This window comes from Wenyingzhuangia marina (assembly GCF_900130035.1).
GTDB classification, from domain to species: Bacteria; Bacteroidota; Bacteroidia; order Flavobacteriales; family Flavobacteriaceae; genus Wenyingzhuangia; species Wenyingzhuangia marina.
This window is the reverse complement of the sequence record NZ_FQXQ01000006.1, coordinates 132,270-155,998: the sequence shown is the minus strand read 5'-3', so window position 1 is coordinate 155,998 and position 23,729 is coordinate 132,270. Positions and strand designations below refer to the sequence as shown.

Here is a 23,729-nt window from a genome sequence, read left to right as displayed (position 1 = left end):
ATTTTGATTTTAGATAATATGTATGTTGATTCTTGTTTTTAAGCAGGTTAATTATGTATTTTTGATATTGATGAAATTAAAATTACAAATATCAGTTTCTTTAGTTTTTATGTTGATTTCTTTAGTGACCCTAGCTCAGAAAAAAGAGGGGACTAGCTTAGAGGAACAATATGAAGATGGATATGTTATTACTGATCCTAATAAAGAAATACAATTAGATACGGTTGTATTATTTCCTAAACCGAAATTTACAAACCATTATGATATGCGTTACTATGCTTGGTTTAGAAAAAAAACTTACAAAGCGTATCCATATGCTGTTTTAGCAAAAGAAAAATTAGATAGTTTAAATGCAACTATTGAAAAGATAGATTCTTCAAGGAAAAGAAAAAGATACATTAAAGAAAAACAAGAGATTTTTGAAGCACAATTTTCCGAGGATGTAAAAAAGTTAACTAAAACAGAAGGAAGAATTTTAATTAAGTTAATACATAGACTTACTGGAGAAACCGTTAATGAACACATAAAAGATAAACGAGGAAAATTTAGAGCCTTTTGGTATAGGTTTTCTGCAAGTTTTTTTAAGATTGATTTAGATTTAGAATATCATCCAGAAAATGTGATGGAAGATTATATGATTGAAAATATCTTACAACAAGCATTTTTATATGGTCAACTAGAAAGATATCCATCTGTTTTACCAAGCGCAAACAAACCCTTGCCTGTTAGAGAAATTCACATTGAAAAAAAGAAATAACTTTAAAACCACATTCTTTTTTTAATAAGTAAAAAAATATTACTTTGCCAACCATCAAAAAAATGAGTACGATCATGGTTAAAGAAAAGTTTCAGATAGAATTCCCTATACACGCATCACCATCAATGTTGTATCAGTATTTTGCAACTCCTTCAGGTTTAGGAGAATGGTTTGCAGACAATGTAAATTCTAGAGGTGAGATGTTTACCTTTATTTGGGATGGGGCAGAAGAACAAGCAAAATTATTAGCATCAAAAACTGATGATAGAGCAAAGTTTCATTGGGTAGAAGATGAAGATGATAATGCTTATTTTGAATTTAAAATTCAAGTAGATGCGTTAACTAAAGACGTTTCTTTAATTATCACAGATTTTGCGGAAGAAGATGAAATGGAAGAAGCTAAAATGTTGTGGGAAAATCAAATTGCTGAACTAAAACACATTATTGGAGCATAATTAAACTAGCACCAATTGTATAAAAGCTTTGATGAACATCAAGGCTTTTTTTTATGTAAATTTGCCAAAAAATAGAATAGTAGCATGATTAATTTTAATGGGAATATTGTTTCAGAAAACAACAATCAAATCAATTTTAATAACAGAGCATTTAAATATGGTGATGCTTTGTTTGAAACCATTAAAATAGAAAATGAAACAGTGGTGTTCTGTGAAGACCATTATTTTAGATTAATGGCTTCTATGCGAATGCTACGTATGCAAATTCCGTTAGATTTTACGTTAGAGTTTTTTGAAGCAGAAATTTTAAAAACCATTAATGCCAACACTGGTAGAGAAAATAGAGTAAAATTTACTGTTTATAGAGATGCAGAAGGATTGTATGCTCCAGTAAACCATCAAATTTCTTATGTGGTAGAAGCTAAAAAAGTTGATGTTGTTGTAAAAAATGAATATGTGGTTGATTTGTATAAAGATTTTATGATTAATCCTAATTTACTTTCTACAGTTAAAACCAACAATAAAATTACCAATGTTTTAGCAGGGATTTATGCGCAAGAAAATGAGTTTGATAACTGTGTGTTGTTGAATACTAATAAAAACGTGGTCGAATTTACCAATGGGAATATCTTTTTGGTAAAAGGAAATATAATCACTACGCCACCATTGTCTGATGGTTGTGTAAAAGGAGTGATGAGAAAAAACATTATTGATGTTTTAGAAAAAAACTCAGATTTTGAAATTGAAGAAGCTTCTATTTCTCCATTTGCTATTCAAAAAGCAGATGAAGTATTTTTAACGAACGTAATTGTTGGAATTCAGCCCATCACCAAGTACAGAAAAAAGACTTTTGAGACAAAAATAGTAGCAGAAATTACAAAGTTGATGGTTAATTTAGGTTAGGATCTATTGGTGCATTTGCCCATATTTGATATTTTCCGCCAAGTTCCATTAAATTTTCTTTCCACAAATTTCTATTGTGGGTGCTAAATATATTTTGGTAATCGTTTTCTCTTACTAACCAAGAGTCTCTTTCCCATTCATAATTTAATTGACCTTGTCCCCATCCAGAGTAACCAAGGAAAAATCTAATGTCTTCATTGTTTACTAAACCTTCGTTCAGTAACCTCGATAACTCATTAAAATCTCCTCCCCAATAAATACCATCAGTCACTTTTATACTATTGGTTAGTAGGTTAGGAATTTTATGGATAAAATATAAATTGTCTTGTTCAACAGGACCACCTTGATAAACTTTAAAATCACATTTAATTTCTGGAATCAAATCATTTAAGCTATACCCCAAAGGTTTATTCATAATAAACCCTATAGAGCTGGACTTGGTGTGCTCTGTAAGCAAAATAATGGAACGATTAAATGATAAGTCTCCTAAGATGGAAGGCTCAGCAATTAGTAATCTTCCTTTTGAGGGTTTTAAGAAAGGCATAACTATAGCTTTTTAATAAACTTAAGAAAAAAAAAGCATAAAAAAAACTCCTTTTTTCAAAGGAGTTTTAAATACTATAATTTGTTATTAGTTTACAGCGTCTGATAATCCAGCACCTGGCTTAAACTTAACAACGTTTTTCTCTGCAATTTTAATAGTAGCTCCAGTTTGAGGGTTTCTACCATCTCTAGCAGGTCTTTTAGATACTGACCAAGTTCCCCATCCAATTAATGAAACTTTTCCTCCATCTTTTAAAGTAGAAGTTACATTATTAGTTACTGATTCTAAAGCTGCTTTAGCTGCTGTTTTAGAAATTCCTGCATCTGTTGCAATTGCATCGATTAAATCTGATTTGTTCATAACTGAATATTTTATTTTAAATTAAATAAGTTTATACATAAACAAATATATAAGGAATTATAGCTTGTGCAAGTGTTCAGCCCTTAAAAACATTGAATTGTTAATAACTTTTTGTTTTTGTTGATAAAGATGGTTTAAAATTATTGTTTTATGTACTGTGTTAGTATTTACTGCATATTTGCGTTTTCAGTAAAAGTATATCCATTTAGTAGGCTAACAGTATCCATTAGTTTTTTACCAGCTAGCTTTAATTGGTTGATTTTTATAAATCCATTTAATGTAGCTACTTTAATGGTTTTTTTATCGGTGATAATACTTCCCGGGGTTAATTGATGAGTTTCTTCAATAATTTCACATCCGTAAATTTTAACACTAATTTCCTGGTCATCGTTTACCAAAGTAGTCCATGCTGCAGGATATGGATTTAAGCCTCTAATGTGATTGTGAATTTTATCACTGGTTTGATTCCAATCTATTTTACAAGTATCTGTATGTATTTTATAGGCCAATTTATCGCTGTGTGCAGCTTGTTTTTGTGTTTTAACCTCTCCTTGTTCAATCAATTCTAAAGTTTCGACTACCAAATCGCTTCCTAAGTGCATTAACTTGTCGTGTAATTTACCTACAGTTTCGTTTGCACCAATAGCGGTTTTGTTTTGTAGAATAATTTCTCCGGTATCAATTTTATCATCTAAAAAGAAAGTAGACGTTCCTGTTTCTGTTTCTCCATTAATAATGGCCCAATTAATTGGTGCAGCACCTCTATAATCTGGTAATAAAGAAGCATGTAAATTAAAGGTTCCGTATTTTGGTAAGCTCCAAACTGATTTTGGTAACATTCTAAACGCAACTACAATTTGCAAATTAGGGTTTAAAGCTTCTAATTCAGCTTGAAATTCTGGTGCTTTTAAATTGGTAGGTTGTAAAACTGTTAATCCTTTTTTTACGGCGTATTGCTTTACGGCAGATTGTTGAATTTTTCTACCTCTACCAGCTTGTTTATCTGGAGCGGTAATAACTCCTACTACATTGTAGTTTTCTTGTAAAACTTTATCTAAAATGGTCACAGCAAAATCTGGTGTTCCCATAAATACGATTCTTAATTTACTCATATCAATTGATAATATTGTTGGTTTTGTTGGATGTAATTTTCGTTGATTAAATACTTTAAAACTTCTTTTAAACTAATTGAGTTGCTTTTTAAAGCAATCATCAAGTCATTAAAAGTATGTGGTTTGGTTTTTAAGAAAGCAAGAACATTGTTACTTAAATTTTCTAGGCTGATGTTTTTTTCGCTTTCAAGACAAATATCGCAAATACCACAGTTTTTAGAACTTTTTTCATTAAAGTAATTTAAAATTAGTTGATTTCTGCAAATGCTTTCGTTTTCAAAATAAGCTAAAGTATTGATGCTTTTTTCGTTATCAATAACATTTAGTGCAACCAAATCTTTTTTAACTACATTAATGGTTTGTTTGTCTTCTCTAGGAACTAAAAACTGTAAACTGTGGTTGTTTTGTTTTCTTTCGTATTCAATGAACTGAATGTCTTTTAAATACGCTAGTTTTTTGTCGATGTCCGAAATAGATATTTCTGTTTTGCTAGACAAACGGGGAATGTTCAGTCTTTTAGGCATTTCAAAAATTCCTGTATAGTTCCTTAAAATGGTTTCAATTAATATTTGATAACTATAATGCTGATCGCAAAAATTTAAAAGTTGTTGACTACTACAAATTACTTTTATGTAGGTGCTACTTTCATATAATTCTTGATAATTAACAATTCCATAATTATCTAATCTTCTTATAGCTTTACTCATTTTATTTGTATTTAGGTTGTATTTAAGGCAAAAAGCATCAATATCAAAATCAAAGGCTTGTTCAATAATTTCCCCATAGGCAATTTGAAAATGTTGATTCAATTTTTGATAAACTGTAAAAACATCTTCAAAAGTAAGCTCGTTTTGAGTGCTTAAATTTTTAAACTTCTTAAAATCGTTTTGAGATAAAATCACGCATGAAAAAGCTTTTTGCTCATTTCTACCAGCTCTACCAGCTTCTTGAACATAACTTTCTATGTTAGGTGGAATTTCTAGATGAACTACAAGTTTTACATTACTCTTGTCAATTCCCATTCCAAAAGCACTGGTGGCTACCATAATATTTTGTTCCTCGTTGTTCCAAGCTTGGTAGTTTTTTTCTTTTTCTTTAGAACTTAAGCCCGCATGGTAATAAGTACTTTTAAAGCCTTGTTGTTGCAATCTGCTAGCAAGTTCCATAACCGCCAATCTATTTTGTAAATAGATAATGGTGACTATTTTTCTTTTACCTAAAATTTTACAGAGCAAATCGAATTTTTGAGGCGTTTCATAAATTTGATATGCAAGATTTTTTCTATCAAAAGAACCTATATGCTTTTTAACATTTTTTAATTTTAGCAAATCAATAATTTGCTCTTGTGTTTTAACTGTTGCCGTAGCAGTTACCGCTAAAAAAGGAATGTTAGGTAACAAATCTCTTAACAAAGAAATTTTTAAGTAAGCGGGTCTAAAATCATGTCCCCATTGCGATATACAGTGAGCTTCATCTACCGCAAAAAAAGAAATGTTTAATTGTTTTAACTTTTCCTGAATAATAGGTTGATTCAATCGTTCAGGAGATAAATACAATAGCTTTATCTTTTTAATTCTAATGTTATCAAACAAACGAATAATGTCATCAGTATTTGATCTGCTAGGAATTGTCATCGCTTCAATTCCTTTTTGTTTTAATGAATCAACTTGATCATTAATTAAAGCAATTAAAGGAGAAATTACGACACAAGTTCCTTCTGAAAGTAAAGCAGGTATTTGATAACAAATAGATTTCCCTCCTCCTGTAGGTAAAATTGCAAAAGTATCTTGTTTGTGTAAAATGTTTTGAATAATATCTTCCTGTAAGGGTCTAAAAGAAGTGTGATTCCAGTATTTTTGGAGTATTTCTTTTAGTTTTTCAGGAGAGGTATTAAGCATGGCATTTTTTTAAGATAAACTTAAGTCTTTCTTTTGGAGTTCCTTTAGGGACTACAATAATATTCTGATGTGTTTTTTTGTATTCTTCAACAATTTCTTTATGAATAGCTAAAGCTTCTTCATAAGTTTCAAATCTTTCGGAATCGTTGGTGTAAATTTGTTCCCATGGTGGAAAAATAAATACCGTGTCGTAAATGTATTTTTTGTTAGATTGTTTAAAAGTTTCTTCAACAGGAGTGTGAATACTGTTTAAATAAGCAGTAATATCTGGCATTCCTCTATCAAAAAAACAATGAGTTTTTTCGCTGTTGTTGGCTTGTTGGTATTGAATAATCCTTTTTCCTAAAACTATTTTGCTAAACAATATGGGTTGAGATAAGAAGAGCTTTTTAGAACCCATTCTTTCTGCTTCTTGAATAATTTCTCTAGAAACTTCTTCCATACAAAAGTGACCTTTTGAACGAAGTAAGTTTAATACAGTAGTCTTACCGGTACCAGGAGCACCTGTTAGTACTATTTTTTGTGGCATATATATAAAATAAACTTATTACGAGGGAGTAAAAATAAGAAATAATTATAGTTTTGTAGCCTGATTACTAAGGATAACTATAATATGACTGAAAAAGAAGCGTTTTATAAAGATTTAAAAGAGAAGTTAGAAAATAATACTAAATTCCCTTCAGATTATTTGTATAAATTTATTGTTCCAACAACCAAAAATCAAGAGAAAGAAGTTGAAGATGTTTTTAAAAATACCAAGGCAAAAATAACAACTAGAGCCTCTAAGAATGGTAAGTTTGTAAGTGTTTCAATTTTATTAAAAGTTAAAAATGCAGATGAGGTAATTAAAAATTATTACGCTGTAGAAAAAATAGAAGGAATCATATCATTATAATTATAGGTTAACTTTATGAAAAAATATTTTTTAGGAATTGTAACTGTGTTCATGTGTTTAAGTACATCAGCACAAAAAAAAGACAAAGTTTTATTTAAAATAGATGGAGAACCGACGTATGTTTCGGAATTCACAAAATTATTTAAGGAAAAAGATGCCGCCATTTTAGAAAAGAACTTTAAAGAGGATTTACAATTAATGGTAGATTATAAACTAAAGTTAAAACAATCTAAGGAAGAAGGTTTGGATACTTTAAGTTCAATTAAAAAAGAGTTAAGCAAATATAAGAGAGATTTAGCAGCCCCTTTTTTAACGGACGATGCTACTCTAGAAAACTTACTACAAGAAGCATATTATAGAACGGTTAATAGAATAAAAGCAAGTCATATTTTAATAGCTTTTAAAGGAAATGATACCATTGAAGCTTATAATAAAATAAAAGATCTTAAAGCGAAAATTAGCAATGGAGCTGATTTTGGTGAATTAGCTGTTAAATATTCCGATGATAAAAGTGCACTTCAAAATAGAGGAGACTTAGGATATTTTACTGCTTTTAGAATGGTATATCCTTTTGAAGATGCCGCTTATAAAACACCTGTAGGTCAAATGTCTGATATTGTAAAATCTCAGTTTGGATATCATATTATTAAAGTTCAAGATTTAGCTAAATCAGAAGGGAAAGTAAAAGTTGCACATATTATGATTGCTGGTTTAGACGCTTCTAAAAAGGCTAAAATAGATAGTATTTATCAGAAATTGGAAGAAGGAGAGGATTATGCAGCATTGGCTAAACAATATTCCGATGATAAAGGAAGTAGTAACTCTGGTGGAGTTTTACAGGCTTTTGAAAAAGGAAGATTGCCTAGTGAGTTTGAAGATATAGCTTTTTCAATGTCAGTACCCAATACATATTCTAAACCATTTAAGACCCCTTACGGTTGGCACATTGTTAAGTTTATAGAAAAAGAGCCAGTTCAGTCGTTTGAAGACGCAAAAGAAGAGTTAAAAAAGAAAGTTTTAAATGATGTAAGAGGTAAAAAGCCAAAAGAAGTAGCTTTTGCTAAAATGGAAGCAAAAAATAAGCTAGAAGTAAATAAAGAGGCTAAAGCTATTTTTGAATCAAATAAAGTTTATAATATTCCAGTAGATAGTTTACAGAACGTTTTGTTTACCATCAACGGAAAGCCATACTTACAAGCAGATTTTTTTAAGTATGTAAAAAACAGAAGAGCTAAAAAGCCGTTAGATTATTTTGAAGAATACAAAAATCAGCAATTAAAAGAATATGTAATTGATCATTTAGAAGATCAAAATGAAGAATACAAAGCTATTTTAACATCTTATCAAAATGGTCTTGAGATTTTTGAGTTGATGAAAGAGCATATTTGGGATGTGCCTGCAAAAGAGCCAGAATTGGTGAAAGCTTTTTATGAAGAGAACATAGATAATTACAAGGACAAAGGCGAAAAGTTTGAGGATGTTAAAGGATATGTAGAAAGTGATTATCAAGACAAAATTCAAAAAGAATGGATGGAGTCTTTACGTAATAAAAGTGAAGTGAAATATTACAAACGTCAGGTTAAAAAATTAGAGAAGTCATATAAATAATGAAACACTTATTAGCACTTATAGGATTCTTATTTTTGATAGCATGTCATCAAAATAAAACCACTGCAACAAACGTTGTGGCAAAAGTGTATGATTTTACTTTAACAAAGGACGATTTAAAAAACAATTTACCCAAAACAAATTCTATTGTAGATAGTTTAAAAGTTACCCAAGAATACATTCAGAATTGGGCAAAACAAAAATTATTATACAGAAATGCAAAGATTAACTTAGACAACACAAAAGAGTTAGATGAGTTGGTTAGCAAGTACAAAGAAGAGCTATATGTAACTTATTATAAAAACGCTTTGGTAAACAAAAAGTTAGATACTTTGGTTTTTCAAAACGAAATAGACAGCTTTTATGTAAAACACAAGGAAAGTTTTAAGTTAAATGAAACTTTAATAAAGTTTAAGTACATACATATAGATTCTAAAAACAGAAAAAGATATAATATTAAAAAATTATTTCTTTCTGATGAAGCAGATGATAAATCAGAAATTTTAACTGATTATAAAGGATTTGATGACTATTTTTTTAAAGATTCTGTATGGGTTTCTTTAAAAGATGTCTATTTTCAAAAACCAGAATTTCCAGTGCTATCCGATTGGGATTTAAAGTCAAATAATAAGTTGATTGAAAAGACCGAAGCAGATAAAAGTGTTTACTATATTTACATTCGTGAAACTTTAAATAATGGGGACATCGCTCCTTTAGAATATGTAAAGCCCACGATTAAGAATATATTACTACAAAAAAATAAATTAAAGTTCTTTGATCAAATGGAACAAATTTTGATTGATGATGCCGTAAAACAAAAAAAATATGAAGTTCGTTAAAAAATACCACGCATTATGGTTATGTCTTTTAGGCTTTTACGCTGTAAGTGCACAAGAAAAAATTAAGATTGATGGTGTTGCAGCTGTGGTAGGAGAAAACATAATATTAGAATCTGACATTGTTAAATATAAACAAGAAATTGCATCTAGAGCTGAAGAAAAAGTAAATATTCCTGATTGTGAAATTATGGAAGATGTAATGAGCCAAAAATTATTAGCTCACCATGCAGTAATTGATAGTATTGTGGTTTCTGATGTAGAAATTGCAGGAAATGTAGAAAAAACTTTAGAACATTTTAAGTCTCAAATTGGAGATATGGATAAAGTAGTGGCTTTGTATGGATTTGATGATTTAGATGATTTAAGAGGGGAATTAACAAGAATACAAAGAGAGAATGCGCTTATTTCTAAAGAGAGAGATGCTATTGTTGCAGATGTAGTGGTGACTCCAGAAGAAATTAGATATTTTTATAAAGATCTAAAAGACAAAGGAGATTTACCAAATTTTGGAGTAGAAGTGGAACTTGCTCAAATTACTATAGAGGCGGAACCAACAGAAGAAGATGTTCAAGCAACTATTGATCAGTTAAACAAAATCAAAAAAGATATTGAAGGTGGATTTAGTATGAGGTTAAAAGCTATTTTATATTCAGAAGATCCAGGGGTTGCTCAAAATGGTGGTAAATATACCATTACTAGAGAAAGTGAATTTGTAAAAGAATTTAAAGAAGCTGCTTTTAGTTTAGAAGAAGGAGAGGTTTCAGAGCCATTTAAATCTCAATATGGATATCATATTTTACAAGTAGAAAAAATAAAAGGTCAACAAAGAGATGTAAGACATATTTTAATTCAGCCTAAAATAGATGAAGCTAAATTATCGGCAGCTAAAGAAAAGTTAGAATCCGTTAGAGCAGAAATTATAGCAGGTGAAATTTCATTTGAAGAAGCCGTAACTAAATATTCTGATGATGAAGCTACGAGGTTGAATAAAGGAGTTTTAGTAAATCCAAATACTGGAGATTCTAAATTTGAATTAAACAAAATGGGAGCAGATTTCTTTAAAAGGATAGACGGTTTAAAAGAAGGAGAACTTACCGATGTTTACTTCGAAGAATCTAGAGAAGGAGTTAAAATGTATAAATTGAATTTAGTTAAAAATAAAATTGAGGCTCACGAAGCAGATTTATCTAAAGATTATGTAAAGTTTCAGCAACTAGCTTTGCAAAAAAAGAAACAAGAAGTTCTAGAAAAATGGTATGATACCAAAATTAAAGATACCTATGTTAAGCTAAACGGAAAATTTAAAGATTGCGATTACAAATATAAGTGGATTCATTAATACACTCATAAGCCTTGATTTATTCAAGGCTTTTTTTTTAATTAGCATATGGCAAAAATCTTAAAAGATCCAGGTGTTGGATATAAGTCAAATAGAAATGCACAAAGAGTTATTGTAAATGGAAATTCTAATGTAAAACACATTAATAGACCTCGTACAATTGATGACTTATACACGTATTTAATTAATATTCCTTGGCTGTTTTTTTTAACCTACGTTTTAATTGGTTATGTGTTAATCAATACTTTATTTGCACTCATTTATTATTTTATTGGTCCACAACATTTTCAGGTTTCCACAGGAAATAATATAGAAGATTTAACACATTTGTTCTTTTTTAGTGCTCAAACTTTAACCACTGTGGGCTATGGAGCAATTGCTCCTAGTGGAATTCTAGGTGGTTTTGTTTCTTCTTTTGAAGCTTTATTGGGATTAACATCTTTTTCTTTTATTACAGGATTATTATATGGTCGGTTTTCTAAGCCTAAAGCAAAAATTAAATTTTCAGATCATTTAGTAGTTCGTGATTTTGAAGAACACAGCGCATTAATGTTTAGGGTAATGAATAAACGTGTTAATATGATGATTGAGCCGGAGTTAAACGCTGTTATAAATATTACTGAGAAGGATGAAAACGGTGAGTTTAGTAGAAAATTTTATGAATTAAGTTTACAGCGTAACAAAGTAATGTACTTACCCACTATGTGGACACTAGTACATCCTATTGATGAAGATAGCCCGTTATTTTCTTACACAAAAGAAGAATTGAAAGATTTAGAAGTGGAAATCTATATCTTATTTCAATATCATGAAGAAGCCTTTAACCAAAAACTGTATCAACTACATTCTTATGATTTTAGCCAACTTAAAATAGATTATAAGTTTGGGATTTCTTATGAATTTGATGAACATGGTTTTACTATTGTAAATCATGATAAGCTAAACGAAATAGAAAAAATGTAACGCTTATTTTAAAGCAATCCTAATTAGAACAAAAGAGATGATTACTACAATACCTGCAATAAAAACTTTAATAGCCGTATTTTTGTAATGAAGTTTATGGCGTTTTAAATCTTTTCTATAGCTCCAAATCATGGCTGCTGTAAAAGTTAAAACAAAAAATATTGCAAAGTAGATTTGTCCAGTAGAAAACATAAAATTTAATTTTCACCAAAATTAACAAACAAATGAAGAATAAAATCAAAGCAGTACAAGAATTTCACACCGCATATAAATTAGGATATAAAAACGAACCTATTGCAGCTATTGGAGAGGATAAAATCAATCTAAGATTTAATTTAATGGATGAAGAAAATAAAGAGTATTTAGAAGCTGCTCAAAACGGTGATTTGGTTGAGGTTGCTGATGCTCTTGGTGATATGTTATATATTTTATGTGGTACTATTATAGAGCACGGAATGCAACATAAAATAGAAGAAGTTTTTGAAGAAATTCAAAGAAGTAATATGAGTAAATTAGGAGAAGATGGGGAGCCAATTTACAGAGAAGATGGAAAAGTGTTAAAAGGACCTAATTATTTTAAACCAAATATCGAAAAGATATTAAATAGTTAACGACTACACTAACCATAAATAATCAACAAAAGCGACAAAATATTTTGAGCAAATCAACCAAAAATGCCCAAACAACCAACACTTGGATTAGCTGGAACAAAAATATAAAACATACTTATAAAAATTTAATAAAAGTAAGTAACGAGGAAGAAATGATGGATGCCGTAGCAAACAATGTTTCACTTCGTGTGTTTGGAAATCGATTTTCTTCTGCAGATATCCATGCAGGAACTCCAACTTTAATTGATGTTTCTAATTACGATAAAATTGTAAACATTAATAAAGAAACCAAAGAAGTTACTGTTCAGGCTGGTGCGAGTTTAGAAAAAGTCATCAATACCGTTCAAGCTTGTGGCTGGTGTATTCCTTGTTTACCAGACATCAATAAAATTACCATTGGTGGGGCATTGGCAACAGCAACTCACGGAACAAACGGATTCATTTTATCTAAATATGTATCCAAGTTCAGAATGGTCATGGCTGATGGGAGTATTAAAGAATTTACAGAGCAAGATCCAGAAATTGATGCTATTCGTGTTTCTTTAGGATTGCTAGGTGTTTATTCAGAGATCACTTTTAAATGTGAAGATAATTATCGTTTACACATTAAAGAAGCTCCTATGAAAGATGCTGATTGGACTGCCAAATTAGATGGCTTTTTACAAACATATGATTTTGTAAGAATTTTATGGTTGCCACATACCAATCATGGATATGTAATTTTAGGAACCAAAGTAGATAAAGAGTTTACTTTTAAAGAAAAATCTGCTCCAAAATATTATAAAAATAGAAGAAAAGTTTCTCAAAAACTTTACAAATACACACATAAATATCCAAGCTTTACCTCTATTGCTAATAAGATATTATACTTTTTATTTTTTACCGCCAAGCAAGAACATGCAGGTAGTTTGTACGATGCTACGGTGACTAAAAAAAGAGGGGCTACCATGGAGTTGGCAGAATGGACAGTAGCATATTCTAAATTCCAAGATTTATTTAAAGATTTAAAAGCCATGTTAGAAGATAAAACAAACAAGGCTTATGTGCATGTGCCTATGGATGTTCGTTTTTTAAAGAAAGACAATGCTTGGTTAAGTTATGCTGCCGATGAAGATGTGGTAACTGTAGGTTGTGTTTGTAGAAATTCTCCTAAAGCAGATGATTACGAAGCTTTTGAAAAAGTAGAAGAAGTCTTTTTAAAATATGGAGGAAAGCCACATTGGGCAAAACGTTTTAAAGCGACTTATAGTGATTTTGAAAAACTTTACACCAAATGGAATGATTTTGGAACATTACGTTCAAAGTTAGATCCTACAAACAAATTTTTAAATGGTTATTTAACCAAATTGTTTGTAAAATAATTTTCATTCTTAAGAAATATACCATGAATAAACTTCCATTTCCAAAAGCCGTTTTGTTTGATTTTGACGGTGTCATTGTAGATAGTGTTAAATGTCATATGTCTGCATGGACCAATGCTTTTAGAGAAGTATTTGATAAAGAAATTTGTCCTTTTCCAAGAGATACTCATGCTGGAGTAGCTCCTTATAAAATAGCAGAATATTTTGCAGAGTTTGGAGGAGATATTAGCAAAGCATCAGAAGTAAATAAATTAAAACAGAAACATATTGTAACTACTTCAGTTCCACCAGACTTGTTACCTGGAGTGAATGAAATTCAAAAGTTTTTAGCAGATCACAACATTCCACATGGAATTGCGAGTAACGCTTATACCGATTTTGTAATACATGCCGTAAAGCAAACGGGAGCTGATTTTAAGGTTTGTATGGGAGTTGATTTGTTTCCAGAACCTAAGCCAAGTCCGCTACCTTATTTAACTTTAGCCAAACAACTTGGTGTAAAAGAAGAAGATTTTAAGCAAACGCTTATTTTTGAAGATAGTTTAACAGGAATTAGAGCTGCAGCCGCGACTGGAATGATAGCTGTTGGGTTAACCACTGAATATACTGAAGAACAATTGTTAGCCAATGGGGCTGTAAAAGTTTTTCCAACCTTATTAGAAGCTTATCAAGAGATTGTATCTTTGTAAAATATGACAAAACATTACAACGTAATTATTATTGGAGGAGGAGCAGCAGGTTTTTTTACGGCTATTAATGCCAAAGAAAAAAATGGAGATTTATCTGTTTGTATTCTAGAAAAAGGAAAAGAAGTTTTACAAAAAGTAAAAATTTCAGGAGGAGGTCGTTGTAATGTAACCCACGCTTGTTTTGATCCTAAAGAATTAACAGAATTTTACCCTCGTGGGAAACGAGAATTGTTGGGTCCTTTTCATCAGTTTATGACAGGTGATACCATGGAGTGGTTTGAAAAAAGGGGAGTGCCTCTAAAAATAGAAGCCGATAATCGTATTTTTCCGGAATCAAATTCTTCACAATCTATTATTGATTGTTTTTTAAATGCCACTCAAGATTTAGGGATTGACATTAAAAAAAGTGAAGGAGTTTCTAGTTTTCAAAAAATAGAAAATGAAATATGGAAAGTTATTACCAATCATAATGAGTATACTTGTGATAAATTGGTAGTAACAGCAGGAAGCAGTAAACCCATGTGGAAATTATTAACGGATTTGGAACATACAGTTGTAGAACCAGTTCCCTCTTTATTTACCTTTAATATTAAAGATCCTTTATTGGTTGATTTGCCTGGAGTAGCCGTTCAAAATGTTGAAGTTTCTATAAAAGACACCAAATTAAAAAGTACAGGCCCTTTGTTAATTACCCATTGGGGAACTAGTGGTCCAGCAGTGTTAAAACTATCAGCATTTGGAGCTGTTTTGTTGGCAGAAAAAGAGTATCAATATCAGGTAATTGTTAATTGGTTAAGTTGTAACAAACAACAAGCGTTGGATGTGTTATTTAAAACCAAAAAGACAGAAGTAAAATCAATTTTAGAAAAACGAAGTCCGTTTGAAACCATTAGTAAACGTTTATGGTCTCGATTTTTAGAAGTTTGTAAAATGGATGGACAAACCAAATGGGCAGATGTTTCTAATAAAAGTTTAGAGTTGTTAGCCGAAAAATTAACAGCTACCGTTTTTCATGCTCAAGGAAAAAGTACTTTTAAGGATGAATTTGTAACGGCTGGAGGTGTTAAATTAAAAGAAGTAAACTTTAAAAAGTTTGAAAGTAAACTCCACGAAAATTTATTTTTTGCCGGTGAAATTTTAAATATTGATGCTGTTACAGGTGGGTTTAATTTCCAAAATGCTTGGACAGGTGGCTGGGTAATTTCTGAGGCGATTGCTTATTAAAAGTTAATTGTTGAGTTGTTTAATCGGTTATTAATATATTTAACCATTATTCAAAAACTTCTCCTCTGTGAGGTTTTAAAGCATCTCTGTAAATTTTCATGTCGGCTTCGTCAACTACAATAAAAGCAGTTGACCACATGTCGTTTACTTCTTGATGATCGATAAGGTGGTAATTAAGTTTTTCTAATTCAGCAAATTCTTTTAAATGTATGCAATGGTGTTTAGCAGTTCCTAAACCCGTTGCTCCTCTAAAATCCCAAATCAATTTTAATTTTCTCATAAATGCAAATATAGCCAATCTATAAAACTTTGGAATGTGATTTGCGTAGATAAAAATCAAGATTAAAATTTTCACATATCAACTATAAAACTTAGGTTTATGGTTATTAAAAAATAGACATTTGCAATGGAGCAAAAATTTATCCCTAAGTCTTTAGCCGCAAGTAAAGAATCTGGAAAAGTTACTTGGCAAACCCCAAGTAATATCGCTTTAGTAAAATACTGGGGGAAGAAAAATCCTCAATTACCAGAAAATACCTCAATCAGTTTTACTTTATCTAACTGTCATACCACCACAACTTTAACCTATGGAAAAAGGAAAGATGTAAAAGGAACTTATGATTTTAAAGTAATTTTAGATGGCAAAGAAGAAGAAGACTTTAAACCAAAAATTGAAACTTTTTTCAAAAGAATAGAACGATATGTTCCTTTTTTAAGAGAATATACATTTGTAATTGATACTAAAAATTCTTTCCCTCATAGTAGTGGAATTGCTTCGTCGGCAAGTGGAATGAGTGCCATCGCTTTGTGTTTAATGAGTATAGAAAAAGAGATCAATATTAATTTAACTGAAGAAGCATTTTATCAAAAAGCCTCCTTTTTAGCTCGTTTGGGTTCTGGAAGTGCATGTAGGAGTGTAAAAGGTGATATTGTTGTTTGGGGAGCTCATGAGAATATTGAAGGGAGTTCAGATTTATATGGAATTCCTTATGTAGATGGGGTTGCTTCTATTTTTAAAAATTATCAAGACACAATTTTATTAATTGATAAAGGAGAAAAACAAGTAAGTAGTACAGTTGGTCATAATTTAATGCATGGACATCCGTTTGCAGAACAACGTTTTTTACAAGCACAAGAGAACATCAACAAAATAAAAGACATTTTTGCCAATAGCGATGTAGATCAGTTTATTGAATTGGTAGAAAGTGAAGCGTTGACTTTGCACGCTATGATGATGACTAGCCATCCATATTTTATTTTAATGAAACCAAACACATTGGAAGTAATTAATAAGGTTTGGACGTATAGAAAAAAGACTGGAAGTAAATTGTGTTTTACTTTAGATGCTGGTGCAAATGTGCATTTGTTGTATCCTGAAATTGAAAAAGAAGCTGTACAAGAATTTATTAAAAGTAAACTCGCCATCTATTGTAAAGACAAATCATTTATTCACGATTGTGTAGGAAGTGGTGCTAAACAATTAAAAATCTAGTTATTAACAATTAATAATTGTTTATCTTTGCATTGTTCATTGTGCAATGCAAATTGTACAAAAAACTAAACTATGAAAGGACCATTATTTTATGCAAAAATTTTGCTGTTTGGGGAGTATGGAATTATCAAAGATTCTAAAGGCTTAGCCATTCCTTATAATTCTTTTAAAGGAGCTTTTAAATTAGCAGATGTTTTAGAAGGAGATAAATTAAAATCTAATCAAAACTTAGTTAAGTATTTAAATTACTTAAAAGAACTAGATACAGATTTGGTTTCTTTTGATTTGGTGCAATTAGAAAAAGATTTAGCAGATGGAATGTATTTTGAATCTAGCATTCCTCAAGGATATGGAGTAGGTAGTTCAGGAGCTATAGTTGCTGCTATTTACGATCAATATGCAAAAGATAAAATTACAGTTTTAGAAAACTTAACCAAGGATAAATTATTAAAGCTAAAAACAGTTTTTGGTTTGATGGAATCTTTTTTCCACGGAACAAGTTCAGGTTTAGATCCTTTAAATAGTTATTTAAGCTTACCTATTTTAATTCAATCAAAGAACGATATTGAGTCAGTAGGCATCCCTTATCAACAAAATGGAAAGGGAGCAGTGTTTTTATTAGACTCAAAAATAATAGGAGAAACGGAACCAATGGTAAACATTTTTATGAAAAAAATGAAGAACGAAGGTTTTCGTAAAATGTTAAGTGAAGAGTTTGTGATTCATACAGACGCTTGTATCGATAACTTTTTACGTGGTGATGCAAAAGAATTATTTGGAAATGTGAAAAAATTATCAAAAGTAGTTTTACATCATTTTAAGCCAATGATTCCTAAGCAATTCCATGATTTATGGAAAAAAGGAATTGATTCTAATGACTATTATTTAAAACTTTGTGGTTCTGGTGGTGGAGGCTATATTTTAGGATTTGCTGCAGATTTTGAAAAAGCAAAAACTTCTTTAGCAGGTCATCATTTAGAATTGGTTTATAGATTTTAAAATCTAACCAATTATGGATAAAGCAGCCACAAAAAGGCATAAATTTTTAGCATTATTTTCAGTCGTTAGAGGTTACAATATTATGCTTTTAACGGTAGCACAATATTTAGCTGCTATTTTTGTGTTTGCTGTCAATCAACCTTTAAGAGAGGTGTTGTTAGATTGGCATTTACATCTTGTTGTTCTGTCAACCATTAGTGTGGTTTCAGCGGGGTATATTATCAACGATTTTTATGATGCTCCTATCGATGCTATTAACAAACCCGTTAAGACGCAAATAGGCAACTGGGTTAGCCAAACAACCAAACTTCAAGTTTACTTTACTTTAAACTTTATTGCCTTTGTTTTTGGAATGATCATTTCATGGAAAGCAGGAGTGTTTTTTGGAGGTTATATATTCTTAATATGGTTGTATTCTCACAAACTTCAAAGGTATCCACTAATAAGAATTCTATCAGTTTCTATTTTAGATGTCTTGCCCTTTTTTGTGATTTTTGTTTATTACGAAAATATTTCAGAATTAATTATTACCCATGGATTGTATTTGTATTTGTTGATTTTATTAAAGGAATTGATCAAAGATTTTGAAAGAGCCAAAGGTGCTTTGTTAAATAATAGAGAAACATTGGTATTAAAATATGGTGATCGTAAGGTCAAAACATACGTATATGTTTTATTGATTTTATTAACAATCCCTACTTATTTTTTATTAAGATTTCCAGAGGTTGGGGTTATGAAATACTATTTTTATACAAGTGTTTTTTGGGGGCCTTTATTTTTGGTCTTGTTAATTAAGGCTAAAAAGAATAAACATTATTTTTTACTGCATAACTTTTTAAGAGTCGTGTTGGTGATTGGGGTTTTTAGTCTTTCTTTAATTGATACTTCTGTATTGTTAATCAGGATATTAAATGAAGTAAGATTATAGTATTTTATTACGGATTGTTTCGTAATTTTGCCACACAAAATTTATAAAATGAATACAAATAAAAACTCGTCGGGAAGACGACAACAAGGTCAAGGAGGAAAAGGAAAACCTTCTGGTAATTTTAAACCCAATAGTAAACGTTTTACTAAAAGACCTGCAGATGCTACAAATGAAGAAGGAGCAAAGCCATTTGCTAAAAAGAAATCTTTTAGTAAGGCAAAACCATCAGCAACTGATGCTCCAAAAAAGAGAGTGGTTAGCACTCCATCAAATCAAACAGGAATTCGTTTAAATAAATACATTTCTAATGCGGGAATATGTTCTCGTAGAGATGCTGATACTTATATTGAAACTGGAAGTGCTACTGTAAATGGTAAAATTATTACCGAAATGGGATACAGAGTACAACCAACTGATGAAGTTCGTTTTGACAATGTATTAATCAATCCAGAGACAAAAAGATACGTTTTACTTAATAAACCTAAGAACTATATTACTACCATGGAAGATGAAAGAGGTAGGAAAACAGTGATGGATCTTGTGAGTAAAGCATGTAAAGAACGTATTTATCCAGTAGGTAGATTAGATAGAGATACTACAGGGTTATTGTTGTTTACGAATGATGGAGAATTGGCAAAAAAGTTAACACATCCTAAACACAACAAACGTAAATTGTATCATGCTACTTTAGACAATAAAGTTTCTTTAAAAGATTTACAATCTATTTCAGAAGGACCAATTATTGACGATAAAAAAGTTTTTGTTGATGATGTAGCTTATGTACAAGGACAGTCTAAAAATGAAGTGGGAATAGAAATTCACTCCGGACGTAACCGTATTGTTCGTAAAATATTTGCTCACTTCGGATATAAAGTAGTCAAGTTAGATCGTGTAATTTTTGCAGGTTTAACTAAGAAAGATTTACCAAGAGGTCATTACAGACATTTAACGGAACAAGAAGTTATCAATCTTAATAACTCATAAAAAACAAAAACCTCAACAATTGTTGAGGTTTTTTTATGTTTAAAAAGAAAATGTTTTGATGTTGTTTTCAAATAAAGGTGTTAACAATTTCTTATTCTTTTTTGTTGCTATTTCGTTCATTAAATGGACGTGTCTTTTGTGATGTGTATCTGTCCCTGTAAAGGTATACATTCCTTTTTTTAATAATTCATAGGCTATTTTAGTAGTGGGTTTTCCATATTGTTCAGTTAAAGACAATAGATTTAATTGAAACAAACAGCCAGCTTCAATTAACTTTTCATATTGAGACATATTATTATGATAATAATTATATCGTTCTGGATGTGCCAACACTGGAACATAACCTTTTACTTGAATTTGAAATAAAAGATCATCTAAGTTAAAAGGAGGATTGAAAAATGACATTTCTACCAAAATATATTTGTCCTTTAAAGGCAATATATCATTATTATCAAGTAAAGCACTAAAATGATCATCCAACATGTATTCTGCAGCTGCATGAATATTTACATTGTCAAATCCTTTCTCTTTAAGTACTTTTCTTAAATCCGCTTCTTTTTCTTTAATAACACTAGAACTATTTTCCCAAACACCTCCTAAAACATGAGGTGTAATTCTAAAATTATTAATTCCTTGCTTTTGCAATCTTTCAATTAATGCTAATGAATCTTCAATGTTTTTGGCTCCATCATCTATTCCAGGTAATAAATGAGAGTGAATATCAACAAAACCTTTGGGGTAGAGTTCTGTAATATCAATTTTATTGTTAAATATTCCCATAATCTATCATCTATATAATCTACAAAGTAAGTCAATTTTTAAAAACTGACATAAGTTAAGTCTATATAATGTTAATTAAAAATTAAATAAAACAGAATGTTAATCCGTATAACTTACTATATTTGCCATTAGCCAAAATTTATAATGATGGAATACTTGGATTTTGAATTACCTATTAAGGAATTAGAAGAACAGTTACAAAAATGTGCCATAATTGGTGAAGAAAGTGAGGTTGATGTAACCAATACTTGTAAAGAGATTGAGGATAAAATTATCAATCTTAAAAAGGATATTTATGAGAATTTAACCCCTTGGCAAAGAGTACAATTATCTAGACACCCAAACAGACCATATACTTTAGATTATATCAAAGCATTGGCAGGTGATACTTTTATGGAGTTACATGGTGACAGAACTGTAAAGGATGACAAAGCGATTGTTGGAGGTTTAGGGAAAATTGGAGATCAAAGTTTTATGTTTATTGGACAGCAAAAAGGAATCAATACCAAAATGCGTCAATACAGAAACTTTGGAATGGCCAATCCAGAGGGATATAGAAAGGCTTTACGTTTAATGCGTATGGCAGAAAAATTTGGAATTCCTGTAGTTACTTTTGTTGATACTCCTGGTGCTTATCCTGGTTTAGAAGCAGAAGAGCGTGGACAAGGTGAAGCAATTGCACGTAATATTTTTGAAATGTGTGTGTTAAAAACTCCTATTATTACTATAATTATTGGAGAAGGAGCTTCTGGAGGTGCTTTAGGAATTGGTGTTGGAGATAGAGTATTAATGATGGAAAACTCATGGTATTCTGTAATTTCTCCAGAAAATTGTTCTACCATTTTATGGAGGTCTTGGGAGTTTAAAGAAAAAGCTGCTGCAGCTTTAAAATTAACTTCTAAAGATATGAGTGCTTTAAATTTGGTTGATGGAGTTATTCCTGAACCACTTGGAGGTGCGCATTCTGATAGAGAAACAACCTTTGATACTGTTAGAGAAACGATTGTTAGATTATTTGCGGAATTAGAGGCTAAGGAAGTAGATAAGATGGTAAACGAACGTATTGAAAAATACGCTAACATGGGAGTTTATCAAGAAAATTAAAAGAATTTATAAATTATAAGAAAAGCCAAAACACAACATGTTTTGGCTTTTCTGTTTTTAAAACCAATATCTATTAAAATTAATTGTTAATAAGTCATGAATAGAAATGACTTTTAATGGAAATATACTTTTAAACAATTTGTAAATTTAGAAGTAAAGCTAAAAGAACCTTCCTATGAGAATTGAATATGATATTAAATTAGGATTTAAAGATGTAATGATAAGACCTAAGAGATCAACCTTAAAAAGTAGGGCTCAGGTTAATTTAGATAGAGAATTTAAATTTTTAAATAGCAAAGCTACATGGCGAGGAGTTCCTATTATGGCGGCTAACATGGATACGGTTGGAACTTTTGAAATGGCGATGGCTTTAATGGAGCATTGTATTTTCACTGCTATTCACAAACATTATTCAGTAGCGGAATGGAATCACTTTTTATCAAAAGCACCAAAAGGAATTGAGAATTTTATTGCCATTAGTACAGGAACAGGTGCCAAAGATGCTGAAAAATTAGCAGAGGTTTTATCGCAAAATAAGAACTTAAAGTTTATTTGTATTGATGTGGCCAACGGATACTCAGAGCATTTTGTTAATTTTGTTCAAAACACTAGAAATTTATATCCCGATAAAGTAATCATTGCAGGAAATGTGGTGACGGGTGAAATGGTTGAAGAATTATTATTATCTGGGGCTGACATTATAAAAGTTGGAATTGGACCCGGATCTGTTTGTACCACAAGAGTTAAAACAGGAGTAGGCTATCCACAATTGTCTGCCATTATAGAGTGTGCCGATGCTGCTCATGGTTTGGGAGGACAAATTATTAGTGATGGTGGTTGTGCTACGCCAGGTGATGTTGCCAAAGCTTTTGGGGCAGGTGCAGATTTTGTAATGTTAGGTGGAATGTTAGCAGGACATGATGAAAGTGGGGGAGAATTGATTGAAAAAAATGGAGAAAAGTTTAAACAGTTTTACGGAATGAGTTCTGCCACAGCCATGGAAAAACATGTGGGGGGAGTAGCGGAATATAGAGCAAGTGAAGGGAAAACAGTAGAGGTTCCTTATAGAGGAAAAGTGATACAAACAGTACAAGATATTTTAGGAGGAATTAGAAGCACTTGTACTTATGTAGGGGCTCAACGTTTAAAAGAATTAACAAAAAGAACTACTTTTATTAGGGTTGCAGAACAAGAGAATAGAATTTATAACAAATAAAAAAGAGTCAGATTTTTCTGACTCTTTTTGGTTTTAAACACTTTTTAACCAACCGGCAATGCTGATTCTATTTCTTGTTAATGAGGGGTGTACTTCATGTTCTAATTCATCACTTTTAAAAAATACAGCTCTCCCTTTTAAAGGATATAAATCATCAATTTTATTTTCATTTAAATAAAGAGATAACTTTCCTCCATCTTCAGGAGTCCAGTCTTCATTTAAATAAATAACCAAAGAAAATTTTCTCCCTTTTTCACTTTTAAATTGATCTAAATGACGTTTGTAAAAACTATTTACTTCATAAGTAGCATAATGGAATTCAGAGGCGTTGATAGAAGTGTAACAGGTTCTATTTAAATAAGTAATAAATCTGTTAATTTTATCTAGTAATAAACGCTCAAATGCATTGGTAGAATTTTCATCAATCCATTTAATTAAATCACCTCTTACCAAAGTATTCTTTTGGTAATCAAATTTTTTTCCTATTCCTGCAGGATGCATTTCACCATTTTCTCTGTATCTAAAAAGATTATCTCTTAGCCCAGAAATCGTGTCAACATCCATAAAGCTCTCAGTAAATCCGTATTGATTATTTAAGAGTCCGTCAATCAAAGCTTCAAACTGAAGCTCCTCTTGCTCTATGCTAAATTCGTTATTCATATAACCGC

General features: G+C 30.7%; 27 protein-coding genes. 18 read left to right on the top strand and 9 right to left on the bottom strand.

Annotation, left to right across the window (positions count from 1 at the left end):
* Positions 1-70: 70 nt before the first annotated feature.
* From BUB70_RS12975 to BUB70_RS12965, 3 genes are all read left to right on the top strand, one after another.
* Complete coding sequence (locus BUB70_RS12975; RefSeq protein ID WP_159431433.1) at positions 71-757, top strand: DUF4294 domain-containing protein; 687 nt, start codon at positions 71-73, stop codon at positions 755-757.
* A gap of 74 nt (positions 758-831) precedes the next feature.
* Entirely contained in the window at positions 832-1,212 is a 381-nt protein-coding gene (locus BUB70_RS12970) for an START-like domain-containing protein (protein ID WP_073122277.1), read from the top strand.
* 84 nt (positions 1,213-1,296) lie between these two features.
* Positions 1,297-2,115, top strand: coding sequence for an aminotransferase class IV (locus BUB70_RS12965; protein ID WP_073122275.1), 819 nt, complete (start codon positions 1,297-1,299; stop codon positions 2,113-2,115).
* On the opposite strand, the gene BUB70_RS12960 is transcribed toward BUB70_RS12965, so the two are convergent.
* The 5 genes from BUB70_RS12960 to BUB70_RS12940 all read right to left on the bottom strand — a co-directional run bounded on the left by BUB70_RS12960 (position 2,102) and on the right by BUB70_RS12940 (position 6,558).
* Positions 2,102-2,659, bottom strand: coding sequence for a YqgE/AlgH family protein (locus BUB70_RS12960; RefSeq protein WP_073122273.1), 558 nt, complete (start codon positions 2,657-2,659; stop codon positions 2,102-2,104). The two genes, BUB70_RS12965 and BUB70_RS12960, sit on opposite strands and share 14 nt — an antisense overlap.
* 87 nt (positions 2,660-2,746) lie before the next feature.
* Positions 2,747-3,019 (bottom strand): HU family DNA-binding protein, encoded by a 273-nt coding sequence (locus tag BUB70_RS12955; protein WP_073122271.1) that lies wholly within the window; start codon positions 3,017-3,019, stop codon positions 2,747-2,749.
* 167 nt (positions 3,020-3,186) lie between these two features.
* Complete coding sequence (gene fmt, locus BUB70_RS12950) at positions 3,187-4,131, bottom strand: methionyl-tRNA formyltransferase (RefSeq protein ID WP_073122268.1); 945 nt, start codon at positions 4,129-4,131, stop codon at positions 3,187-3,189.
* Positions 4,128-6,029, bottom strand: a complete 1,902-nt coding sequence (locus BUB70_RS12945; RefSeq protein WP_073122266.1) for a RecQ family ATP-dependent DNA helicase — start codon at positions 6,027-6,029, stop codon at positions 4,128-4,130. Before BUB70_RS12945 ends, fmt begins: the two co-directional genes overlap by 4 nt.
* Complete coding sequence (locus BUB70_RS12940; RefSeq protein ID WP_073122264.1) at positions 6,022-6,558, bottom strand: AAA family ATPase; 537 nt, start codon at positions 6,556-6,558, stop codon at positions 6,022-6,024. The genes BUB70_RS12945 and BUB70_RS12940 overlap by 8 nt, the downstream gene beginning before the upstream one ends.
* Before the next feature lie 84 nt (positions 6,559-6,642).
* Here BUB70_RS12940 and BUB70_RS12935 point away from each other — a divergent pair, with 84 nt between their 5' ends.
* Genes BUB70_RS12935 through BUB70_RS12915 form a run of 5 tightly spaced genes read left to right on the top strand, consistent with a single transcriptional unit; the run spans position 6,643 to position 11,673 of the window.
* Positions 6,643-6,924, top strand: coding sequence for a DUF493 family protein (locus BUB70_RS12935; RefSeq protein WP_073122261.1), 282 nt, complete (start codon positions 6,643-6,645; stop codon positions 6,922-6,924).
* 15 nt (positions 6,925-6,939) lie between these two features.
* A complete protein-coding gene (locus BUB70_RS12930) occupies positions 6,940-8,532 on the top strand; it encodes a peptidylprolyl isomerase (RefSeq protein ID WP_073122259.1) in 1,593 nt (530 codons plus the stop codon).
* The gene (locus BUB70_RS12925) at positions 8,532-9,371 is read left to right on the top strand and encodes a hypothetical protein (protein ID WP_073122257.1); all 840 of its coding nucleotides are present in this window, start codon (positions 8,532-8,534) and stop codon (positions 9,369-9,371) included. Before BUB70_RS12930 ends, BUB70_RS12925 begins: the two co-directional genes overlap by 1 nt.
* The gene (locus BUB70_RS12920; protein WP_073122253.1) at positions 9,358-10,710 is read left to right on the top strand and encodes a peptidylprolyl isomerase; all 1,353 of its coding nucleotides are present in this window, start codon (positions 9,358-9,360) and stop codon (positions 10,708-10,710) included. The genes BUB70_RS12925 and BUB70_RS12920 overlap by 14 nt, the downstream gene beginning before the upstream one ends.
* Positions 10,711-10,758: 48 nt before the next feature.
* The gene (locus BUB70_RS12915; protein ID WP_073122251.1) at positions 10,759-11,673 is read left to right on the top strand and encodes an ion channel; all 915 of its coding nucleotides are present in this window, start codon (positions 10,759-10,761) and stop codon (positions 11,671-11,673) included.
* A gap of 3 nt (positions 11,674-11,676) precedes the next feature.
* Here BUB70_RS12915 and BUB70_RS12910 read toward each other — a convergent pair whose 3' ends face one another.
* On the bottom strand, positions 11,677-11,865 hold the full coding sequence (locus BUB70_RS12910; protein WP_073122249.1) for a hypothetical protein: 189 nt from the start codon (positions 11,863-11,865) through the stop codon (positions 11,677-11,679).
* A gap of 32 nt (positions 11,866-11,897) precedes the next feature.
* Between BUB70_RS12910 and BUB70_RS12905 the strand changes: the two genes are divergently transcribed.
* The 4 genes from BUB70_RS12905 to BUB70_RS12890 are packed head-to-tail and all read left to right on the top strand — an operon-like array spanning position 11,898 to position 15,558.
* The gene (locus BUB70_RS12905; protein WP_073122247.1) at positions 11,898-12,284 is read left to right on the top strand and encodes a pyrophosphohydrolase domain-containing protein; all 387 of its coding nucleotides are present in this window, start codon (positions 11,898-11,900) and stop codon (positions 12,282-12,284) included.
* Positions 12,285-12,328: 44 nt separating this feature from the next.
* Entirely contained in the window at positions 12,329-13,645 is a 1,317-nt protein-coding gene (locus tag BUB70_RS12900) for a D-arabinono-1,4-lactone oxidase (RefSeq protein ID WP_073122246.1), read from the top strand.
* Between the two features lie 23 nt (positions 13,646-13,668).
* Positions 13,669-14,334, top strand: a complete 666-nt coding sequence (locus tag BUB70_RS12895) for an HAD family hydrolase (protein ID WP_073122244.1) — start codon at positions 13,669-13,671, stop codon at positions 14,332-14,334.
* Between the two features lie 3 nt (positions 14,335-14,337).
* Positions 14,338-15,558, top strand: coding sequence for a BaiN/RdsA family NAD(P)/FAD-dependent oxidoreductase (locus BUB70_RS12890; protein ID WP_073122243.1), 1,221 nt, complete (start codon positions 14,338-14,340; stop codon positions 15,556-15,558).
* A 46-nt stretch (positions 15,559-15,604) separates the two neighbouring features.
* On the opposite strand, the gene BUB70_RS12885 is transcribed toward BUB70_RS12890, so the two are convergent.
* Positions 15,605-15,838: a hypothetical protein gene (locus BUB70_RS12885; RefSeq protein WP_073122241.1), complete on the bottom strand. Its 234-nt coding sequence runs from the start codon at positions 15,836-15,838 to the stop codon at positions 15,605-15,607.
* A gap of 126 nt (positions 15,839-15,964) precedes the next feature.
* Between BUB70_RS12885 and BUB70_RS12880 the strand changes: the two genes are divergently transcribed.
* From BUB70_RS12880 to BUB70_RS12865, 4 genes are all read left to right on the top strand, one after another.
* A complete protein-coding gene (locus BUB70_RS12880) occupies positions 15,965-17,050 on the top strand; it encodes a diphosphomevalonate decarboxylase (protein ID WP_073122239.1) in 1,086 nt (361 codons plus the stop codon).
* 72 nt (positions 17,051-17,122) lie between these two features.
* Entirely contained in the window at positions 17,123-18,049 is a 927-nt protein-coding gene (locus tag BUB70_RS12875) for a mevalonate kinase family protein (protein ID WP_073122238.1), read from the top strand.
* Between the two features lie 13 nt (positions 18,050-18,062).
* Positions 18,063-18,977 (top strand): geranylgeranylglycerol-phosphate geranylgeranyltransferase, encoded by a 915-nt coding sequence (locus BUB70_RS12870; RefSeq protein WP_073122236.1) that lies wholly within the window; start codon positions 18,063-18,065, stop codon positions 18,975-18,977.
* 48 nt (positions 18,978-19,025) lie between these two features.
* Positions 19,026-19,961: a pseudouridine synthase gene (locus BUB70_RS12865; RefSeq protein WP_073122235.1), complete on the top strand. Its 936-nt coding sequence runs from the start codon at positions 19,026-19,028 to the stop codon at positions 19,959-19,961.
* 39 nt (positions 19,962-20,000) lie between these two features.
* Here BUB70_RS12865 and BUB70_RS12860 read toward each other — a convergent pair whose 3' ends face one another.
* The gene (locus tag BUB70_RS12860) at positions 20,001-20,741 is read right to left on the bottom strand and encodes a tyrosine-protein phosphatase (protein ID WP_073122233.1); all 741 of its coding nucleotides are present in this window, start codon (positions 20,739-20,741) and stop codon (positions 20,001-20,003) included.
* 147 nt (positions 20,742-20,888) lie between these two features.
* On the opposite strand from BUB70_RS12860, the gene BUB70_RS12855 reads away from it, so the two are divergent.
* Together BUB70_RS12855 and BUB70_RS12850 are read left to right on the top strand one after the other, a co-directional pair.
* Positions 20,889-21,845, top strand: coding sequence for an acetyl-CoA carboxylase carboxyltransferase subunit alpha (locus BUB70_RS12855; RefSeq protein WP_073122232.1), 957 nt, complete (start codon positions 20,889-20,891; stop codon positions 21,843-21,845).
* Between the two features lie 175 nt (positions 21,846-22,020).
* The gene (locus tag BUB70_RS12850) at positions 22,021-23,061 is read left to right on the top strand and encodes a GMP reductase (protein WP_073122231.1); all 1,041 of its coding nucleotides are present in this window, start codon (positions 22,021-22,023) and stop codon (positions 23,059-23,061) included.
* A gap of 33 nt (positions 23,062-23,094) precedes the next feature.
* On the opposite strand, the gene BUB70_RS12845 is transcribed toward BUB70_RS12850, so the two are convergent.
* Positions 23,095-23,721 (bottom strand): 2OG-Fe(II) oxygenase, encoded by a 627-nt coding sequence (locus tag BUB70_RS12845; protein ID WP_073122229.1) that lies wholly within the window; start codon positions 23,719-23,721, stop codon positions 23,095-23,097.
* Positions 23,722-23,729 lie beyond the last annotated feature (8 nt).

Excerpts from the sequence above, each read along its gene's own strand:
- BUB70_RS12930 (WP_073122259.1), top strand. The coding sequence starts at position 6,940 with ATGAAAAAATATTTTTTAGGAATTGTAACTGTGTTCATGTGTTTAAGT.
- BUB70_RS12920 (WP_073122253.1), top strand. The coding sequence starts at position 9,358 with ATGAAGTTCGTTAAAAAATACCACGCATTATGGTTATGTCTTTTAGGC.
- BUB70_RS12865 (WP_073122235.1), top strand. The coding sequence starts at position 19,026 with ATGAATACAAATAAAAACTCGTCGGGAAGACGACAACAAGGTCAAGGA.
- BUB70_RS12895 (WP_073122244.1), top strand. The coding sequence starts at position 13,669 with ATGAATAAACTTCCATTTCCAAAAGCCGTTTTGTTTGATTTTGACGGT.
- BUB70_RS12960 (WP_073122273.1), bottom strand. The coding sequence starts at position 2,659 with ATGCCTTTCTTAAAACCCTCAAAAGGAAGATTACTAATTGCTGAGCCT.
- BUB70_RS12940 (WP_073122264.1), bottom strand. The coding sequence starts at position 6,558 with ATGCCACAAAAAATAGTACTAACAGGTGCTCCTGGTACCGGTAAGACT.
- BUB70_RS12925 (WP_073122257.1), top strand. The coding sequence starts at position 8,532 with ATGAAACACTTATTAGCACTTATAGGATTCTTATTTTTGATAGCATGT.
- BUB70_RS12935 (WP_073122261.1), top strand. The coding sequence starts at position 6,643 with ATGACTGAAAAAGAAGCGTTTTATAAAGATTTAAAAGAGAAGTTAGAA.
- BUB70_RS12975 (WP_159431433.1), top strand. The coding sequence starts at position 71 with ATGAAATTAAAATTACAAATATCAGTTTCTTTAGTTTTTATGTTGATT.
- BUB70_RS12945 (WP_073122266.1), bottom strand. The coding sequence starts at position 6,029 with ATGCTTAATACCTCTCCTGAAAAACTAAAAGAAATACTCCAAAAATAC.
- BUB70_RS12855 (WP_073122232.1), top strand. The coding sequence starts at position 20,889 with ATGGAATACTTGGATTTTGAATTACCTATTAAGGAATTAGAAGAACAG.
- BUB70_RS12870 (WP_073122236.1), top strand. The coding sequence starts at position 18,063 with ATGGATAAAGCAGCCACAAAAAGGCATAAATTTTTAGCATTATTTTCA.
- BUB70_RS12885 (WP_073122241.1), bottom strand. The coding sequence starts at position 15,838 with ATGAGAAAATTAAAATTGATTTGGGATTTTAGAGGAGCAACGGGTTTA.
- BUB70_RS12875 (WP_073122238.1), top strand. The coding sequence starts at position 17,123 with ATGAAAGGACCATTATTTTATGCAAAAATTTTGCTGTTTGGGGAGTAT.
- BUB70_RS12890 (WP_073122243.1), top strand. The coding sequence starts at position 14,338 with ATGACAAAACATTACAACGTAATTATTATTGGAGGAGGAGCAGCAGGT.
- BUB70_RS12860 (WP_073122233.1), bottom strand. The coding sequence starts at position 20,741 with ATGGGAATATTTAACAATAAAATTGATATTACAGAACTCTACCCCAAA.
- BUB70_RS12905 (WP_073122247.1), top strand. The coding sequence starts at position 11,898 with ATGAAGAATAAAATCAAAGCAGTACAAGAATTTCACACCGCATATAAA.
- BUB70_RS12910 (WP_073122249.1), bottom strand. The coding sequence starts at position 11,865 with ATGTTTTCTACTGGACAAATCTACTTTGCAATATTTTTTGTTTTAACT.
- fmt (WP_073122268.1), bottom strand. The coding sequence starts at position 4,131 with ATGAGTAAATTAAGAATCGTATTTATGGGAACACCAGATTTTGCTGTG.
- BUB70_RS12965 (WP_073122275.1), top strand. The coding sequence starts at position 1,297 with ATGATTAATTTTAATGGGAATATTGTTTCAGAAAACAACAATCAAATC.
- BUB70_RS12955 (WP_073122271.1), bottom strand. The coding sequence starts at position 3,019 with ATGAACAAATCAGATTTAATCGATGCAATTGCAACAGATGCAGGAATT.
- BUB70_RS12845 (WP_073122229.1), bottom strand. The coding sequence starts at position 23,721 with ATGAATAACGAATTTAGCATAGAGCAAGAGGAGCTTCAGTTTGAAGCT.
- BUB70_RS12880 (WP_073122239.1), top strand. The coding sequence starts at position 15,965 with ATGGAGCAAAAATTTATCCCTAAGTCTTTAGCCGCAAGTAAAGAATCT.
- BUB70_RS12850 (WP_073122231.1), top strand. The coding sequence starts at position 22,021 with ATGAGAATTGAATATGATATTAAATTAGGATTTAAAGATGTAATGATA.
- BUB70_RS12915 (WP_073122251.1), top strand. The coding sequence starts at position 10,759 with ATGGCAAAAATCTTAAAAGATCCAGGTGTTGGATATAAGTCAAATAGA.
- BUB70_RS12970 (WP_073122277.1), top strand. The coding sequence starts at position 832 with ATGGTTAAAGAAAAGTTTCAGATAGAATTCCCTATACACGCATCACCA.